The sequence below is a fragment of the Streptomyces sp. col6 genome (genome assembly GCF_008042035.1).
GTDB lineage: Bacteria > Actinomycetota > Actinomycetes > Streptomycetales > Streptomycetaceae > Streptomyces.
This window is the reverse complement of the sequence record NZ_RDBL01000013.1, coordinates 718921-736645: the sequence shown is the minus strand read 5'-3', so window position 1 is coordinate 736645 and position 17725 is coordinate 718921. Positions and strand designations below refer to the sequence as shown.

The 17725-nt window shown below is 71.7% G+C and carries 17 protein-coding genes; 10 read left to right on the top strand and 7 right to left on the bottom strand.

Features of this window, described 5'->3' with window-relative positions:
- Positions 1-25: 25 nt before the first annotated feature.
- From thiS to EAO73_RS19940, 4 genes are all read left to right on the top strand, one after another.
- Positions 26-244, top strand: a complete 219-nt coding sequence (gene thiS, locus EAO73_RS19955) for a sulfur carrier protein ThiS (protein WP_147972872.1) — start codon at positions 26-28, stop codon at positions 242-244.
- A 2-nt stretch (positions 245-246) separates the two neighbouring features.
- Positions 247-1041, top strand: coding sequence for a thiazole synthase (locus EAO73_RS19950; RefSeq protein ID WP_147972871.1), 795 nt, complete (start codon positions 247-249; stop codon positions 1039-1041).
- 181 nt (positions 1042-1222) lie between these two features.
- Positions 1223-3172, top strand: a complete 1950-nt coding sequence (pknB, locus tag EAO73_RS19945; RefSeq protein ID WP_191134194.1) for a Stk1 family PASTA domain-containing Ser/Thr kinase — start codon at positions 1223-1225, stop codon at positions 3170-3172.
- A gap of 8 nt (positions 3173-3180) precedes the next feature.
- Positions 3181-4038, top strand: a complete 858-nt coding sequence (locus EAO73_RS19940) for a deoxyribonuclease IV (protein WP_147972869.1) — start codon at positions 3181-3183, stop codon at positions 4036-4038.
- 36 nt (positions 4039-4074) lie between these two features.
- Here the strand turns inward: EAO73_RS19940 and EAO73_RS19935 are convergent, their stop codons facing one another.
- Positions 4075-4707 carry a sulfite oxidase-like oxidoreductase gene (locus EAO73_RS19935; protein WP_147972868.1) on the bottom strand — a complete coding sequence of 211 codons (633 nt, stop codon included), beginning with the start codon at positions 4705-4707 and terminating at the stop codon, positions 4075-4077.
- Positions 4708-4861: 154 nt separating this feature from the next.
- Between EAO73_RS19935 and bfr the strand changes: the two genes are divergently transcribed.
- Positions 4862-5341, top strand: coding sequence for a bacterioferritin (gene bfr, locus EAO73_RS19930; RefSeq protein WP_147972867.1), 480 nt, complete (start codon positions 4862-4864; stop codon positions 5339-5341).
- A gap of 16 nt (positions 5342-5357) precedes the next feature.
- On the opposite strand, the gene EAO73_RS19925 is transcribed toward bfr, so the two are convergent.
- Positions 5358-5603, bottom strand: a complete 246-nt coding sequence (locus EAO73_RS19925; protein WP_147972866.1) for a bacterioferritin-associated ferredoxin — start codon at positions 5601-5603, stop codon at positions 5358-5360.
- Between the two features lie 171 nt (positions 5604-5774).
- Positions 5775-7121, bottom strand: a complete 1347-nt coding sequence (locus EAO73_RS19920; RefSeq protein ID WP_191134193.1) for a class II 3-deoxy-7-phosphoheptulonate synthase — start codon at positions 7119-7121, stop codon at positions 5775-5777.
- A gap of 168 nt (positions 7122-7289) precedes the next feature.
- Between EAO73_RS19920 and EAO73_RS19915 the strand changes: the two genes are divergently transcribed.
- From EAO73_RS19915 to EAO73_RS19905, 3 genes are all read left to right on the top strand, one after another.
- Complete coding sequence (locus tag EAO73_RS19915) at positions 7290-10073, top strand: N-acetylmuramoyl-L-alanine amidase (protein ID WP_191134150.1); 2784 nt, start codon at positions 7290-7292, stop codon at positions 10071-10073.
- Between the two features lie 92 nt (positions 10074-10165).
- The gene (locus tag EAO73_RS37345; protein ID WP_073735655.1) at positions 10166-10222 is read left to right on the top strand and encodes a trp operon leader peptide; all 57 of its coding nucleotides are present in this window, start codon (positions 10166-10168) and stop codon (positions 10220-10222) included.
- Between the two features lie 101 nt (positions 10223-10323).
- The gene (locus tag EAO73_RS19905) at positions 10324-12204 is read left to right on the top strand and encodes an anthranilate synthase family protein (RefSeq protein ID WP_147972864.1); all 1881 of its coding nucleotides are present in this window, start codon (positions 10324-10326) and stop codon (positions 12202-12204) included.
- 9 nt (positions 12205-12213) lie between these two features.
- Here EAO73_RS19905 and EAO73_RS19900 read toward each other — a convergent pair whose 3' ends face one another.
- The 4 genes from EAO73_RS19900 to EAO73_RS19885 form a co-directional block, all read right to left on the bottom strand.
- The gene (locus EAO73_RS19900) at positions 12214-13218 is read right to left on the bottom strand and encodes a 2-hydroxyacid dehydrogenase (protein WP_147972863.1); all 1005 of its coding nucleotides are present in this window, start codon (positions 13216-13218) and stop codon (positions 12214-12216) included.
- A 78-nt stretch (positions 13219-13296) separates the two neighbouring features.
- Positions 13297-13989, bottom strand: coding sequence for a response regulator (locus tag EAO73_RS19895; protein WP_147972862.1), 693 nt, complete (start codon positions 13987-13989; stop codon positions 13297-13299).
- The gene (gene macS / locus EAO73_RS19890) at positions 13986-15218 is read right to left on the bottom strand and encodes a MacS family sensor histidine kinase (RefSeq protein WP_147972861.1); all 1233 of its coding nucleotides are present in this window, start codon (positions 15216-15218) and stop codon (positions 13986-13988) included. Before macS ends, EAO73_RS19895 begins: the two co-directional genes overlap by 4 nt.
- Before the next feature lie 32 nt (positions 15219-15250).
- The gene (locus EAO73_RS19885; RefSeq protein ID WP_224756377.1) at positions 15251-15982 is read right to left on the bottom strand and encodes a lysophospholipid acyltransferase family protein; all 732 of its coding nucleotides are present in this window, start codon (positions 15980-15982) and stop codon (positions 15251-15253) included.
- A gap of 225 nt (positions 15983-16207) precedes the next feature.
- On the opposite strand from EAO73_RS19885, the gene EAO73_RS19880 reads away from it, so the two are divergent.
- Positions 16208-16999: an alpha/beta hydrolase gene (locus EAO73_RS19880; RefSeq protein ID WP_147972860.1), complete on the top strand. Its 792-nt coding sequence runs from the start codon at positions 16208-16210 to the stop codon at positions 16997-16999.
- On the top strand, positions 16992-17666 hold the full coding sequence (locus tag EAO73_RS19875; RefSeq protein ID WP_147972859.1) for a hypothetical protein: 675 nt from the start codon (positions 16992-16994) through the stop codon (positions 17664-17666). The genes EAO73_RS19880 and EAO73_RS19875 overlap by 8 nt, the downstream gene beginning before the upstream one ends.
- The last annotated feature ends 59 nt before the right edge of the window (positions 17667-17725 follow it).

Genomic DNA, 17725 nt, shown 5'->3' with positions numbered 1-17725 from the left:
CCCCCGCACCCCTGGAGCAGCCCGCATGACCGAGCCCACCCCGCTCACCGTGTCCGTGAACGGCGCACCGGTCGCCGTCGCCGCCGGCACCACCCTGGACGCGCTCGTCGCGACGCTGACCCAGGCGCCGGCCGGCGTGGCCGCCGCGCTCAACGAGACCGTCGTGCCGCGCGGCCAGTGGCCCGCCGCCGCGCTCACCGACGGCGACCGGGTCGAGGTCCTGACCGCTGTCCAGGGAGGCTGACCATGTCCGACGATCTCTTCACCCTCGGGGGCACCGACTTCACCTCCCGGCTGATCATGGGCACCGGCGGCGCCCCCAGCCTGGACGTGCTGGAGCGGTCCCTGACCGCGTCCGGCACCGAGCTGACCACCGTCGCCATGCGCCGCCTCGACCCGACCGTGCAGGGCTCCGTGCTCTCCGTGCTGGAGAAGCTGTCCATCCGGGTGCTGCCGAACACCGCCGGCTGCTACACCGCCGGCGAGGCGGTGCTCACCGCGCGGCTGGCCCGCGAGGCGCTGGGCACGGACTGGGTCAAGCTGGAGGTGGTGGCCGACGAGCGCACCCTGCTGCCCGACCCCGTCGAACTGCTCGACGCCGCGGAGACGCTGGTGGACGACGGGTTCACCGTGCTGCCGTACACCAACGACGACCCGGTCCTGGCCCGGAAGCTGGAGGACGTGGGGTGCGCGGCGGTCATGCCGCTCGGCTCCCCCATCGGCTCGGGCCTGGGCATCCGCAACCCGCACAACTTCCAGCTGATCACCGAGCAGGCCCGGGTGCCGGTGATCCTGGACGCGGGCGCCGGGACGGCGTCGGACGCCGCGCTCGCCATGGAGCTGGGGTGCGCGGCCGTGATGCTCGCCTCGGCGGTGACCCGTGCCCAGGAGCCCGAGCTGATGGCCGCCGCGATGCGCCACGCGGTGGAGGGCGGGCGGCTCGCGCACCGGGCCGGGCGCATCCCGCGCCGGCACTTCGCCGAGGCGTCGTCGCCGGTGACCGGGCGCGCGGTGCTCGACCCGGAGCGGCCGGCGTTCTGAGGGCGAGGGGCCGCCCGGTCCGGACCAACGTGCCGGAATCCACAGTTCCGGCGCCGCGGGGCCGCTGGAGGCCGGGATTCCGGCCCCCGGCCTCACGCCCCTGTCACGGCTCGGCTTCAGTACTGCGCCGGGTTCGCTCCACGGCGGCGGGCCTGTCCGTGGCGGCTCGTAGACTCGCATGGTGGATACGACCCTCCAGGACCCCCTCGTCGGGCAGCTGCTCGACGGCCGCTACCGCGTCGATGCCCGCATCGCCGTGGGCGGCATGGCCACGGTCTACCGGGCCATGGACACCCGGCTCGACCGGGTGCTCGCCCTCAAGGTGATGCACCCGGCGCTCGCGACCGACGCCTCGTTCGTCGAGCGCTTCATCCGCGAGGCCAAGTCGGTGGCGCACCTCGCCCACCCCAACGTGGTCGGGGTCTTCGACCAGGGCGCCCAGGGGCAGTACGTCTACCTGGCGATGGAGTACGTCGCCGGGTGCACGCTGCGCGATGTGCTCAGCGAGCGCGGCGCGCTCGCGCCGCGGGCCGCGCTGGACATCCTGGAGTCGGTCCTCGCCGCCCTCGGCGCGGCGCACCGCGCGGGCTTCGTGCACCGCGACATGAAGCCGGAGAACGTGCTGATCGGCGACGACGGCCGGGTCAAGGTCGCCGACTTCGGCCTGGTCCGGGCCGTGGACGCGGTGACGAACACCACCGGGACGATCCTCGGCACCGTCTCGTACCTCGCCCCCGAGCAGATCGAGCACGGCACCGCGGACACCCGCGCCGACGTATACGCCTGCGGGGTCGTGCTGTACGAGATGCTCACCGGCGACAAGCCGCGCGACGGGGAGTCCCCCGCCCAGGTCATCTACCAGCATCTGCACGAGGACGTGCCGGCCCCGTCGGCCGCCGTCCCCGGCCTCGCGCCGGAGCTCGACGCTCTGGTGGCGAGCGCCACCGCCCGCTCGCTCGACGTCCGCCCGTTCGACGCGGTGGAGCTGCTCGCCGAGACCCGCCGGGCGCGCGCCGCCCTCACGGAAGCGCAGCTCGACTCCGTACCGCCGCGTGCCCTGGCCCTGGCGCGGGACGGGGCCGCGGACGGTCCGGAGGGGGTCACGGAGGGGCCCGAATCCCGGACGACGGTGATCCCCCGGGTCCTGCCGAGGGACCTGGGCACCGCCCACCACACCAACCGGCTGGAGATGCCACCGCCGGAGCACCCGCTGCCGCCCCGGCGGACCGGGCCGCGCGGCGGTCCGCGGCGCGGGCTGATCGCGGCGGTCCTGGCGGTGCTGCTGGTCCTGGGCATCGGCGGCGGCGTCTGGTACATCAACTCCGGGCAGTTCACCAAGGTCCCCTCGCTGCTGGGCCAGACCGAGCAGGCGGCGAAGAAGCGGCTCTCGGACGCCGGGCTGGAGCTCAAGGGCGTGAAGCGCGCCTTCAGCGACACCGTCGACCGGGGCAAGGTCATCGGCAGCGACCCGAAGTCGGGCGCCCGCATCAGGGGCAACGGCTCGGTCTCGCTCGTCGTCTCGCGCGGCCCCGAGATCATCGAGGTGCCCGACGTCGAGGGCGTCCGGCTCGCCGACGCCAAGCGGCAGCTGAAGAAGGCGGGCCTGCTCCCCGGCATGGTCACCAGGGAGTTCAACGAGGACATCGCGGCCGGTGAGGTCGTGCGCACGGACCCCGAGGCGGGCACCGAGCGCCACCCCGACTCGGCGGTCGCGATCGTGGTCTCCAAGGGCAGCCCCGTCGACGTCCCCGATGTCACCGGGCTCTCCGTGGACGACGCCACCGACGCGCTGGCCGACGAGGGGCTGAAGGCCGAGGTGGTCCCCGGCCGGGTGCACTCGCCCGAGGAGAAGGGCGACATCGCCCGCCAGTCGCCCGCCGAGGGCACCGAGGCGGCCGAGGGCGACACCGTCAAGCTGACCGTGTCCGACGGGCCCCGGATGGTCGACGTGCCGGACGTGGTCGGCATGAACGCCGACGACGCCCAGGCCGAGCTGGAGGGGGCGGGCTTCGAGGTCGACGTCAAGCACGGCTTCCCCTACCTCAGCGACAAGATCTCCAGCCAGTCCGTGGACGGCGGCGACCAGGCCCCCGAGGGCAGCACCATCACCATCAAGACCAAGGGACTGTAGAGATCCGTATGCGCAACCCAGTCGGCGGCCATGTACCGGTGGCCGGCGGCCTCGCCAAGGCCGGCCTCCCCTATGCCCGCGAGATGGGCGCCGAGGCCGTCCAGGTCTTCGTCGCCAACCCGCGCGGCTGGGCCACCCCGGCCGGCAACCCGGCGCAGGACGAGCTGTTCCGCGCCCAGTGCGCCGCCGAGTCGATCCCGGCGTACGTCCACGCCCCGTACCTGATCAACTTCGGCTCGCACACCCCGGCGACGGTCGAGCGGTCCGTGGAGTCGCTGCGCCACTCGCTGCGCCGGGCCCGCGAGATCGGCGCCCTGGGCGTCGTGGTGCACACCGGCTCGGCGACCGGCGGGCGGCCCCGCGAGGAGGCGCTGGCCCAGGTGCGCACGCACATGCGGCCGCTGCTGGACGAGCTGACGCACGACGACGACCCGTTCCTGCTGCTGGAGTCGACGGCCGGCCAGGGCTCCTCGCTCTGCTCGCGGACCTGGGACTTCGGCCCGTACTTCGAGGCGCTGGACGCCCATCCGAAGCTCGGGGTGTGCCTGGACACCTGCCACATCTTCGCGGCGGGGCACGACCTCGCCGGGCCCGGCGGCATGAAGGAGACGCTGGACCTGCTGGTGGGGACGGTCGGCGAGGGCAGGCTGAAGCTCATCCACGCCAATGACTCCAAGGACGTCGCCGGCGCCCACAAGGACCGGCACGAGAACATCGGCTCGGGCCACATCGGCGAGGAGCCGTTCCGCGAGCTGTTCGGCCATCCCGCCACCGAGGGCGTTCCGCTGGTCATCGAGACACCGGGCGGCAAGGAGGGCCACGCCGCGGACGTGGCCCGGCTCCAGGCGCTCCGCGACGGCGGCTGACCCGGCGGGCCCCCCGCGCCGCACCCCGGCCGGCGGTCAGAGTTCGGGGCCGTCCCCGGGCTCCTCCTGATAGGAGTAACGCTGCTCCTGCCAGGGGTCGCCGATGTTGTGGTAGCCGCGCTCCTCCCAGAAGCCCCGGCGGTCGGCGGTCATGTACTCGATGCCCCGGACCCACTTGGGGCCCTTCCACGCGTACAGATGGGGGACGACGAGCCGGAGCGGGAAGCCGTGCTCGGCGGTGAGCAGTTCGCCGCCCTTGTGGGTGGCGAACAGGGTCCGGTCGGAGAGGAAGTCGTCGAGCCGGAGGTTCGAACTGAAGCCGTACTCGGCCCAGACCATCACATGGCTGGCCTGAGGGGCGGGCGGGGCGAGGGCCACGAGATCGCGGGCGAGCACACCGCCCCACTCGGCGCCCAGCATGCTGAATTTGGTCACGCAGTGCAGATCGGCGACGACCGACGAGAACGGAAGTGCGGAGAATTCCTCGTGGTTCCAGCAGTGCTTCTCGCCGTCGGCGGTAGCGCCGAAGACCCGGAATTCCCAGCGGTCCGGTTTGAACTTGGGCACCGGCCCGTAATGGGTGACCGGCCACCCGCGCTGCAGCCGCTGGCCCGGCGGAAGCTCGGACTGCTCTGACGCGCGGTGTTCCCGGCTTTCCGGCTGACCCATGACTCCATGGTGACAGACAGGCAGGGGTGGTCGTGACCAGGGCAGAGGCGATTCGGGCAACTCGTACTAAGCGTGCACTTACTGGACGACTTCCTGGTGCGATGCAAGGATGCGGCCAACGTGCCCAGTTCACCGGTTGGAAGGAGCCTCTGCGATGCAGGGCGACCCCGAGGTCATCGAGTTCCTGAATGAACAGCTGACCGCCGAATTGACTGCCATCAATCAGTACTTCCTGCACGCCAAGATGCAGGACAACTTCGGCTGGACGAAGCTCGCGAAATACACGCGCGCCGAGTCCTTCGACGAGATGAAGCATGCCGAGATCCTGACCGACCGCATTCTCTTCCTCGACGGTCTGCCGAACTACCAGCGGCTCTTCCACGTGCGCGTGGGCCAGACGGTCACCGAGATGTTCCAGGCGGACCGGCAGGTCGAGGTGGAGGCGATCGACCGCCTCAAGCGCGGCATCGAGCTGATGCGGAGCAAGGGCGACATCACCTCCGCGAACATCTTCGAGTCGATCCTCGCGGACGAGGAGCACCACATCGACTACCTCGACACGCAGCTGGACCTGGTCGAGAAGCTCGGGGAGCCGCTGTACATCGCCCAGCTCATCGAGCAGCCGGACAGCTGACCGCGCCTGGGCGCGCTCAGGCGGCTTCGGGGAGCCCGGCCGCCGGTTCGGTGACGGCGGATGCCGTCGCACGCTTTCCGTCGAGCAGTTCGCGGCGCGGGCAGGCACCGCGTCCGAGCATCGCCTGAATGGTGCGGACACAGCCGCCGCAGTCCGTGCCGGCCTTGGAGGCGGAGGCGATCTGGCGGGGCGTGCAGGCACCGGCTGCCGCATGGTCCTTGACCTGCTGCTCCGTAATGCCGAAGCACGAGCAGACGTACATGCGGTTCACCTCCCGGGCGGGGACGGGTCATGGGCGCCGCCCCGATGATCGGTGAGGCTAACCTAACCTTACCCGCCACGCGCGGGCGGCAAAAGCCCGTGAACGCCCTGTGGGGCACGGATCACATCGATCCGTGCCCCACAGTCGTACGGGTACTGCTCGCCGTGACCGTTACTGGTCGCGGTACATCTCGGCGACGAGGAAGGCCAGGTCGAGCGACTGGCTGCGGTTGAGCCGGGGGTCGCAGGCCGTCTCGTAGCGCTGGTGGAGGTCGTCCACGAAGATCTCGTGGCCGCCGCCGACGCACTCGGTGACGTCGTCGCCGGTCAGCTCGACGTGGATGCCGCCCGGGTGGGTGCCGAGGCCCTTGTGCACCTCGAAGAAGCCCTTGACCTCGTCCAGGACGTCGTCGAAGCGGCGCGTCTTGTGGCCGGAGGCGGCCTCGAAGGTGTTGCCGTGCATCGGGTCGGTCACCCAGGCGACGGTGGCGCCGGAGGCCGTGACCTTCTCGACCAGCTCGGGCAGCTTGTCGCGGACCTTGTCGGCGCCCATGCGGACGATGAAGGTCAGCCGGCCGGGCTCGCGCTCGGGGTCGAGACGCTCGACGTAGCCCAGCGCCTCGTCGACGGTGGTCGTCGGGCCGAGCTTGATGCCGATGGGGTTGCGGACCTTCGAGGCGAACTCGATGTGCGCCCCGTCCATCTGGCGGGTGCGCTCGCCGATCCACACCATGTGGCCCGAGGTGTCGTACAGCTGGCCGGTGCGCGAGTCGGTGCGGGTCAGCGCCGTCTCGTAGTCCAGCAGCAGGGCCTCGTGCGAGGCGTAGAACTCGACGGCCTTGAACTCAGCCGGGTCGGTGCCGCAGGCCTTCATGAAGTTCAGCGCGTTGTCGATCTCGCGGGCCAGGGCCTCGTAGCGCTGGCCGGACGGGGACGACTTCACGAAGTCCTGGTTCCACGCGTGCACCTGGCGCAGGTCGGCGTAGCCGCCGGTGGTGAAGGCGCGCACGAGGTTCAGCGTGGAGGCGGACGCGTGGTACATCCGCTTCAGGCGCTCCGGGTCCGGGACGCGGTCGGCCTCGGTGAAGGCGAAGCCGTTGACGGAGTCGCCGCGGTAGGTCGGCAGGGTCACGCCGTCGCGGGTCTCGGTCGGCTTGGAGCGCGGCTTGGAGTACTGGCCGGCGATCCGGCCGACCTTGACGACGGGCACGGAAGCCGCGTAGGTGAGGACGGCGCTCATCTGGAGCAGCGTCTTGAGCTTGGCCCGGATGTGCTCGGCCGACACGGCGTCGAAGGCCTCGGCGCAGTCGCCGCCCTGCAACAGGAACGCCTCGCCCTTGGCGACGGCTCCCATACGGGCACGCAGCTGGTCGCACTCGCCCGCGAAGACGAGCGGCGGATACGACGCGAGGTCCGCGAGTGCATCGCGCAGGGCCTCGGAGTCGGGGTACTCGGGCTGCTGCGCCGCGGGAAGGTCTCGCCAGGTGTTGCCACCGGCGACGGAGGTATTGGCGTTCACGGTCACGGCCCCCACATTACGGGGTCGCGCCCGGTGCTTTTCCGGGTTGCTCAGTGACTGAGACGCACGTCTCGGCGCGGTCGGCGCCGGGGCTGTCCGTGCGGCCTGCTAGCCTCGCGTCTTTCAGCGTTGCACAACGTTGGACAAGTGGACATCGAGGGTGGGGACTTGAAGCGGAATCACCGTAGGGACCTCAGGAAGAGACGGCTGCTGATCGGCGCCGGCGCCGCCGTCGTGGCGACCGCGACCATCGGCACCCTGGCCATGGCCTCGCAGGACCCCGGCACCACGGACGCCAAGCCCGCTTCGGCCTCCGCCGTGCTCCAGGCCCAGTTCGAGGACGCGGCCCGTGAGTTCGACGTACCGCAGAGCGTGCTGATGGCCGTCTCGTACCGGCAGACGCGCTGGGAGAGCCACGACGGGGAGCCCAGCACGAGCGGGGCGTACAACGTCATGGGGCTCACGCGGGTGACCCCGCAGGACGTCGCCGAGGACGGCCTCGCGCACGTCAACCTGAGCGGCAGCCCCGAGATCGAGAAGAAGTTCGACGCCGCCAAGGCGAAGCGCTCGCTCCCGAAGGAGCCCGTCGACACGAGCGACCCCCGGCTGCACACGCTGGACGAGGCCGCGAAGCTGATCGACACCGGCACGGACGCGGTCCAGGACAGCACGGAGCAGTCCATCCGCGCGGGCGCCGCGCTCCTGGCGGAGTACCAGCGCGACGCGACCGGCTCGCTCCCGAAGGAGCCGGGCCGCTGGTACGCCGCGGTGGCCAGGTACAGCCAGGCCCCGGACGCCAAGGGTGCCGATCTCTTCGCCAAGCGGGTCTTCGATTCGGTCAGGACCGGTGAGCGGGAGCTCACCGCGGACGGCCAGCAGGTCACGCTTCCCGCCGACCCGTCCGTCGCCCCGGTCAAGCCGGCGAAGCTCTCGCTCGCCGCGACGCCCGCGAGCACGGCCGCGACGCCCACTCCCGAGTGCCCCTCCGGCCTGAACTGCAACTTCGTCCCGGCCCAGGACCCGAAGACCGGCACCCGCAACTACAGCCTGGCCGGCCGGCCCGCGGGCGGGTACGACATCCGCCAGATCGTCATCCACGACACCGAGGGCAGCTACCAGGTCGCGCTGGACACGTTCCAGGACCCGTCGCAGGGCGCGAGTGCCCACTACGTGATCCGTGCCTCCGACGGTCTGGTCACCCAGATGGTCGAGAACAAGAACCTGGCATGGCACGCGGGCAACTGGTCGCTCAACATGCACTCGATCGGCGTGGAGCACGAGGGCTACGCGATCAAGGCCGGCAAGTGGTACACCGAGCCGCAGTACGAGTCCTCCGCCGCCCTGGTGAAGTTCCTCGCCGGCAAGTACGGCATCCCGCTGGACCGTGAGCACATCATCGGTCACGACGAGGTGCCCGGCAGTCTGGACGCCGGGCCCACCGGCGTCGCCGGCATGCACTGGGACGCGGGCCCGTTCTGGGACTGGAACCACTACATGGCGCTGATGGGCGCCCCGACCGGCGCCGAGGGCGCGGGCGGCCCGGTCAAGGCCGGCCAGGTGGTCCGCGTCGTTCCGCCGTTCACCACGGCCAACCAGCCGGAGCTGACGTACGAGGGCAAGGCGGTCGCCAAGCAGCCGGCGAACTTCGGCTACCTGTACACCGCGGCCTCCACGTCCGCGTCGAAGATCGTCGACCCGTACATGCCGAACGTGAAGGCCACCGACGGCCCGAACTGGGGCAACAAGGTCGTCGCCGGCGGCAAGTACGTCGTCGCCGAGGTCAAGGGCGACTGGACCGCCATCTGGTACGGCGGTCAGAAGGCGTGGTTCTCCAACCCCGGCGGCCAGTTCACCTCGCGCGTCGACGGTCCGGCCCCGGCCGTGATCAAGCTGAAGTCCGGGGCCACGGCCCGGCTGTACGGCCGCTCCTTCCCGGAGGCCTCGGCGTACGAGGGCACGGGCGCCGAGGCACCGACGGACAACCCGGACTACCTCACGAAGTACAAGCTGCCCGCCGGCCAGGCGTACGTACGGGCCGGGGCGGACGTCCAGGGCGACGACTACTTCGGCTCCTCGCAGATCCGGGTCGTGGGCACCACGGTCTACACCCCGATCCGCTACAACCACCGCATCGCGTGGGTGAAGGCGAGCGACGTCCAGGAGGCGAGCAGCGTCGCCCCCGACGCCGCGACCGACCGCTACAACATGATCGGCCGCGACAGCGCCGGCCGTATCTGGCAGTACCAGGGCACCGGCAGCGCCTCCTCCCCGTACTACCGCCGCTACCAGGCGGGCTACGGCTGGGGCAGCTACACCGCGATGACCGCCATGACCGCGCTGCGGGCGGACGGTACGGGTGACTTCGTGACCCGCGACAAGGACGGCGTGCTCTGGTACTACCGCGGCAGCGGCAACCCGGACAAGCCGTACATGGCCCGGCTCAAGGTCGGCAGCGGCTGGAACCAGTACAACAGCCTCAACGGCATGCGCGACCTCGACGGTGACGGCAAGGCCGACATGATCGCCCGCAACGCCGCCGGTGACATCTACTTCTACAAGGGCACGGGCACCCCGGAGAAGCCCTTCGCGCCCAAGGCGAAGATCGGCACCGGCTGGCAGATCTACGACCAGATCGTCTCCACCGGCGACCTCAACGGCGACGGCAAGGCGGACTTCGTAGCCAGGGACAAGGCCGGGGTGCTGTGGATCTACACGGGCACCGGCTCGGCGACGAAGCCGTACGACGCGCGGGTCAAGATCGGTTCGGGCTGGGGCAAGTACAAGCTGCTGCTCGGCCCGAGCGACCTGGACCGCGACGGCCGGGGCGACCTGGTCGGCGTGGACTCGGCCGGAGATTTCTGGTTCTACCACTCCACCGGCAACGTGACGGCCCCGTTCGCGGCGAAGTCGCAGGTCGGGAACGGCTGGCAGATCTACGACCTGCTGTTCTAGCCGACAGCACGTCCTGTGTACGCGGGGCCCTTTCCCGTCCGGCCGGACGGGAAAGGGCCCCGTCGCCGTCCGGCGTGGGCTAAGGTACGGGCATGTTCGCGCACTCGACCCGTAACTGGTGGTGGACCGCTCATCCGGCGGCCCACTGATTCGCGCGTACACACCGACGCAGAGGCCGCCCGAGGGGCGGCCTTTTCCGTGTCCGCGGGCCGTTCCTCCCAGCTGATCCCCCTGGAAGGAACCGCACCGCATGAGCACCGACATGAGCATCGACCGACTCCTGGACGACGACTGCCCGCCGTTCGCCCTGCTGCGCCGCCGCACCCCCGGCCACGACCACGACACCGTCGAGGTGCTGATCGGCCGGGTGCACGAGGCGGAGCGGCTGGCCGACATCCCGGTCGGTGAGCGGCCGTCGCTGGCCCTGGTGCCGTTCCGGCAGATCGCGGAGCGCGGCTTCGACGTACGCGACGACGGCACACCGCTGTCGGTCCTGGTCGCCGACGAGTCGCACACGATGACCCTCGACGAGGCGCTGGAGCGGCTTCCCCGCCACGAAGTCCGCGTGGAGAACGGCGCGTTCGACGTCAGCGACGAGGAGTACGCCGGAACCGTGCGGCGGGTGATCGAGGACGAGATCGGCCGGGGCGAGGGCGCGAACTTCGTGATCCGGCGGACGTTCCGGGGCGAGATCCCGGGGTTCGGCCGGGCGGACGCGCTGGCCCTGTTCCGGCGGCTGCTGGCCGGGGAGCGGGGCGCGTACTGGACGTTCGTCGTGCACACCGGCGACAGGACGCTGGTCGGCGCGAGCCCCGAGGTGCATGTCCGGATGTCGGGCGGGACCGTCGTGATGAACCCGATCAGCGGGACCTACCGCTACCCCGCCGAGGGGCCGACCGCCGAGGGCCTGCTCGCCTTCCTCGGCGACCGCAAGGAGACCGAGGAGCTCTCCATGGTGGTCGACGAGGAACTGAAGATGATGTGCACGGTCGGCGACATGGGCGGGGTGGTGATCGGCCCGCGTCTCAAGGAGATGGCCCATCTCGCCCACACCGAGTACGAGTTGCGCGGACGCTCGTCGCTGGATGTGCGCGAGGTGCTGAAGGAGACCATGTTCGCGGCGACGGTCACCGGCTCCCCGGTGCAGAACGCCTGCCGGGTCATCGAACGGTACGAGGCCGGCGGGCGCGGCTACTACGCGGGCGCGCTGGCCCTGCTGCGCCGGGAGGCGGACGGTACGCAGACCCTGGACTCGCCGATCCTCATCCGGACCGCCGACATCGCGGCCGACGGCGCGCTGCGGGTGCCGGTCGGTGCGACGCTGGTGCGCCACTCGGACCCGGACGGCGAGGTCGCGGAGACCCACGCGAAGGCGGCCGGGGTGCTGGCCGCCCTCGGTGTGCGCCCGGCCCGCCCCGAGGCGGAGCGGGAGCGGCCCCGGCTGGCCGCCGACCCCCGGGTGCGGGAGGCCCTGGACGCCCGGCGCGACGGGCTCGCCCCGTTCTGGCTGCGGATGCAGGAGCGCGCCGCCGAGCGCACCGGCCACGCGCTGGTGGTCGACGGCGAGGACACGTTCACCGCGATGCTCGGGCACCTGCTGCGCGCCTCGGGACTCGACGTCACCGTGCGCCGCTACGACGAGCCGGGGCTGCGGGAGGCGGTGCGGGCGCACGAGGGGCCCGTGGTCCTCGGCCCCGGGCCGGGGAATCCGGGCGACGCGGCCGACCCCAAGATGCGGCTGCTGCGCGCGATGGCCGCCGAGCTGGTGCGGGAGCACCGGCACGGGCTGCTCGGCGTGTGCCTGGGCCATGAGCTGATCGCGGCGGAACTGGGCCTGGAGATCGTCCGCAAGGCGGTGCCGTACCAGGGGGCGCAGACCCGTATCGAGCTGTTCGGGCGGCCCGAGACGGTCGGGTTCTACAACAGCTTCACCGCGCTGTGCGACGGCTCCGGGGCGGCGGAGCTGGCGGCGCACGGCATCGAGGCGAGCCGGGACGCGGTCTCCGGGGAGCTGCACGCGCTGCGCGGGGCCGGTTTCGCCTCGGTGCAGTTCCACCCGGAGTCGGTGCTGACGATGCGCGGTGCGGCGATCGTGACCGAGCTGCTGGCGGGGCTGCCGGTACGCGGCTGAGGCTCGGGATCAGGACCCGGAGCGGGCGGGGACCAGTACGTTCTCGCTGTGGCGGCCGGCCAGGTAGTCGTCGACGTTCTTCACGGTGGCGTCGATGATCTGGCCGACCGCGTCCTCGGTGTAGTACGCCTGGTGCGAGGTGACGATGACGTTCGGGAAGGTGACGAGCCGGGCCAGGGTGTCGTCGTCGACGCCCTCCAGGGACTTGTCCAGGAAGAACAGCCCGGCCTCCGCCTCGTACACGTCGAGTCCCACGCCCAGGAAGCGGCCCGCGCGCAGCTCGACGACCAGCGCCGAGGTGTCGATGAGGCCGCCCCGGCTGGAGTTGACCAGGATCGCGTCGTCCTTCATCAGGGCGAGGGCGTCCTTGTCGATGAGGTGGTGGGTCGCCGGGAGCAGCGGCACGTGCAGGCTGACCAGGTCGGCTTCCGCGAGCAGCTGCTCCTTGTCGACGTAGCGCATGCCCAGCTCGACGCAGGCCGGGTTCTCGGCGACGTCCCAGCCGAGCAGCTTCATGCCGAAGCCGTGGGCGATCCGGGTGAACGCCTCACCGATCTTGCCGGTGCCGATGACGCCCACCGTGCGGCCGTGCATGTCGCGGCCGAGGAGCCCGTCGAGCCGGAAGTCGAAGTCACGGGTGCGGCCCGCGGCCCGGATCACCCGGCGGTTGACCGCCATGGCGAGGGTCCAGGCGAACTCGGCGACCGAGTACGGGGAGTAGTACGAGACCCTCGCGACGCGCAGGGCGAGGCGTTCGGCGACGTCCAGGTCGATGTTGTTGAAGCCGGTGGAGCGCTGGGCGATCAGCTGCGTGCCACCGGCCGCGAGGGTCTGGAGCACGGCGCCGCCCAGGTCGGCGTTGACGCTGGTGGAGACGATCTCGTAGCCCGCGGCGATGGGCGCGGTGTCCCGGTTCAGGAAGACGTCCAGGCACCGGACTTCGTGCTTCCCGGCGAAGGCCTTCTCGATCAGCGGCTTCTCGTCGGACTGCACTCCGAAGGCCAGGATCTCCACGACGTCTCCCCTGTCTGCGTGCTGCGCGGCCGGTCCTGGCGAATATACGGCCGGGTGCCCCGCCGCGCCGCTCAGGCCCTACGCGTCGTCGAGCCCGCGCTCTATGGCGTACCGCACCAGCTCGACCCGGTTGTGCAGCTGGAGCTTGCCCAGGGTGTTCTGGACGTGGTTCTGCACGGTGCGGTGCGAGATGACGAGCCGTTCGGCGATCTGCTTGTACGAGAGCCCCTTGGCGACCAGCCGCAGCACCTCGGTCTCCCGGTCGGTCAGCTCCGGGGCCTTGGGCTCGTCGGAGGCGGCCGGTGCGGGCTCGGAGGCCAGCCTGCGGTACTCGCCGAGCACCAGGCCGGCCAGGCCCGGGGTGAAGACGGCGTCACCGGCGGCGGTGCGGCGGACGGCCTCGGTCAGCTCCTGGGTGCTCGCGGACTTCATCAGGTAGCCGGTGGCGCCGGACTTGACCGCCTCCAGGACGTCGGCGTGCTCACCGCTGGCGGAGAGCACCAGCACCCGCAGTCCGGGCTGGGCGCCGACGAGTTCCTTGCAGACCTGGACCCCGGGCATGCCGGGCAGATTGAGGTCGAGGACCAGGACGTCCGGGGTGACGGCGCCGGCGCGGCGGACGGCCTGCGGGCCGTCCCCGGCGGTCGCCACCACGTCGAAGCCGGCCTCGGCGAGGTCCCGGGCGACGGCGTCCCGCCACATCGGGTGGTCATCGACCACCATCACCCTGATCGCCCTCTGCCCGGCGCCCTCTTCGTGTGTCGCGCTCATCGGACCGAACCCGCCTTCCCCCGTGAAACCTTCGGAACCTTCAGTTCGACCTCGGTGCCCTGGCCGGGCACCGAGATCAGCTCAGCCGTACCGCCCAGATCGCGCAGCCGGCCGCGGATCGACAGGGCGACCCCGAGCCGCCCCTCCCCCTCGGCCTGCGCGAGCCGCCCCTCGGGGATGCCGGGGCCGTCGTCCCGGACCGTCACGATGACCTCGTCCGGCCAGTCCTCCAGCAGGATCCACGCCTGGGCGTCCTCCCCCGCGTGCACCCGGACATTGTCCAGGGCCGCGCCGACCGCCGCCGCCAGCTCCGAGGCCGCCGGGGCCGGGAGCAGCACCGGTGCCCCCGGCTCCGCGAAGCTGGTGCGGGCCCCGGCGTGCGGGGCGAGCAGCGTCCGCAGATCGATCTCGCCGCCGTCCCCGTCGCCCGGCTCGTCCTCGTCCGCCTCGACGGTGCGAACGACGGCGCCCTCGGAGGCGTCCTCGGAGACCCGGGTGGGGGGCACGAGGCCGCTGGAGACCAGGGTGCGCAGGGCGACCTCCTGCTCCCCGGCCATCCGGCCCAGCTCCGCGGCCTCGCCGCCCATCGCGGCGCCGCGCCGCTGGACCATCGCGAGGACCTGGAGCACGCCATCGTGGATGTCCCGGGCGAGGCGTTCGCGTTCGCGGGTGGCGGCCTCGATCTCCAGGGCGCGGGCGAGGGTGCGCTCACTGGCGCGGGCGACCTCGACGACGTACCCGATGGCGATGGAGGCGACCCAGACCAGCATCACGTTGTGCAGGGTGTCGCGGCTGGGCTCGCCGCGCTCGATGAGGTTGGCGACGGCGACGAGGCTGGAGGCGAACCCGGCCCAGCGCCAGCCGCCCTTGATCGCGAAGGCCAGGACGGAACCGGCGGTCCAGATGGACGGCAGGGTCGGCCCGTCGACGTGCTGCGCCTGGAAGTCGGCGAGCGGGGTGACGACGATGCCGGTCAGGGCGATGGCCAGGTCCGCGCCCAGGAAGCGCTTGGTGCAGGCGGCGGCGCTGCCCACCTTCGGCAGGGTGGCGAGCGTCCAGACGGTCATCAGCGACAGGAACGTGATCGCTATCCAGGGCCGCTCGTAGTCGTGCCGGGCGAAGGCCGCGAGCAGCAGCGCGTAGAGCATCGTCAGGACGCGGTACGCCGACAGGGCGCGCCACAGCGGCTGCTCCACCGACATCCGTACCACGCGTACGCGTTTGACCATGCTGTTCTCCCCCGTCCCCCGGCGGACCGACGCTAGGCGTCTTCGCCCGTCTTCTTCGCGGCCTCGGACCGGCGCTTGGCCTCGTCGGCGATCTGCCGCTTGGCGGCGGTCGCGTAGATGTCGACGTACTCCTGGCCCGAGAGCTTCATGATCTCGTACATCACCTCGTCGGTGACCGAGCGCAGGATGAAGCGGTCGCCCTCCATGCCGTGGTAGCGGCTGAAGTCGAGCGGCTCGCCGATCCGGATCCCCGGGCGCATCAGCTTGGGCATCACCTGGCCGGGCGGCTGGATCTTCTCCGTGTCGATCATCGCCACGGGGATGACCGGCGCGCCGGTGGCCAGCGCGACCCGGGCGAGGCCGCCGGGCTTGCCCCGGTAGAGACGGCCGTCGGGCGACCGGGTGCCCTCGGGGTAGATGCCGAAGAGGCCGCCGCTCTCGATGACCTCGATGCCCGCCCGGATCGCCGCCTCGCCGGCGCCGCGCGCGCCCGAGCGGTCGACGGGGAGCTGGCCGACGCCCTTGAAGAACGCGGCGGTGAGCTTGCCCTTGACGCCGGGGGCGGTGAAGTACTCGGCCTTCGCGATGAAGGTCACCTTGCGGTCCAGGACGGCCGGCAGGAAGAAGGAGTCGGAGAACGACAGGTGGTTGCTGGCGAGGATCGCGGGCCCGCGCGCGGGGATGTTCTCCAGGCCCTCCACCCACGGCCTGAAGGCGAGCTTCAGAGACCCGCCGATGGAGAACTTCATAGCGCCGTAGATCAACTCGGGTGCCTCCTGTGTGCTGTCCGACAGACCTTAACCCGAGGTACGGCCCGTCCCTCCTCCCGGCGGGGGCGGGGTGTCCGTGCTCAGGGGCGGGACCGCCCGGTGACGGCCCTGGTCGGTGTCGGCCCGGTCGCGTACGGTGAAGTAATCCTCGCGCACTCCCGTACATCCTTCCGCACACCCCCTCACGCTCCCCGCGAGCCTCACGAACAGGAGACCCCGGTGCCGGTCCTTCCCGGAGCCGAGCCGTTCCGCCACGAGGGCGGAGAGGTCGGCGTCCTCCTCTGTCACGGATTCACCGGTTCCCCGCAGTCGCTGCGTCCCTGGGCCGAGTATCTGGCCGAGCGCGGTCTCACGGTGTCGCTGCCGCTGCTGCCGGGACACGGCACGCGCTGGCAGGACATGCAGGTGACCGGCTGGCAGGACTGGTACGCGGAGGTGGACCGGGAGCTGCGCGGCCTGCTGGAGCGCTGCGCGCGGGTCTTCGTCTTCGGGCTGTCCATGGGCGGCGCGCTGGCGCTGCGGCTGGCCGCGAAGCACGGCGACGCGGTCAGCGGTCTGGTCCTCGTCAATCCGGCCAACAAGGTGCACGGCCTCGCGGCGCACGCGCTGCCGGTGGTCCGTCATCTGGTGCCCACGACGAAGGGCCTGGTCAGCGATATCGCGCTGGAGGGCGTCGCCGAGGTGGGCTACGACCGGGTGCCGCTGCACGCGGCGCACTCGGTGCGGACGTTCTTCCGGCTGGTCGACGGCGACCTGCCCCAGGTCACCCAGCCGCTCCTGCTGCTGCACAGCCCGCAGGACCATGTCGTGCCGCCCGCCGACTCCGCCCGCATCCTGAGCCGCGTCTCCTCGACGGATGTCCGTGAGGTCCTGCTGGAACAGAGCTACCACGTGGCGACGTTGGACCATGATGCGAAGCGGATCTTCGACGAGAGCCATGCGTTCATCGGCCGCCTCGCTCCGAACGAGAAGGAACAGGGCGGGAAGAAGGGGAGCACGTCCGGTGGCTGAGCACGACGCGGAGCGCGCGGGCAGCGAGGAGGAGCGCGAGCCGCTCCCCGTGGAGGGAGCGGCCGTCGCCGACGACGGCGGCTCCGCGGCGCCCGAGGCACCGGCCGCCCCGGCGGCCGGTGAGGGCGACGGCGGGCCGCTCGACGAGGAGGCCGCCTGGAAGGCCATCGTCGCGGGGTACGGGCAGGAGCCGCCGGACCCGCCGGGGGCCAGGCCCTTCCGGTCGATCGAGGATCTCGCGCTGCCGGACGACGGTCCGCTGACCGCCCCGGACCCGGACAAGGGGCTCGGCAAGCGGCCGCCCAAGCCGGAGCCGGACCGCCCGCTCGGCAGCTCCGTGGTGTTCGCGCCCGGGGTCGGCGCCGGGCCGCGCGACTTCGAGCCGGCCGACCCGGACGCCGCCGGCGGGGACGACGACGAGGGGCACTTCGTGCCGCCGGAGCCGCCGCCGCTGCCGGAGGCGGACGTCACGGCGAAGTTCGCCTGGCTCGCGGTGGTCGGCGGGCCGGTGCTGATGCTGCTCGCGGTGCTGCTGTCCTGGGAGATGACCTGGTGGCTGACGACGGTGTGCGTCGGCGGCTTCCTGGGCGGTTTCGTGACGCTGGTGGCGCGGATGAACCCCGACGACGAGGGAGACGACGACCCCGGCCGGGGCGCGGTGGTCTAGGGCCTTTCGTTTGGATCATGCCGGGCTCGCGGGCTCCGGCCTGATCCAAACGAGAGGCC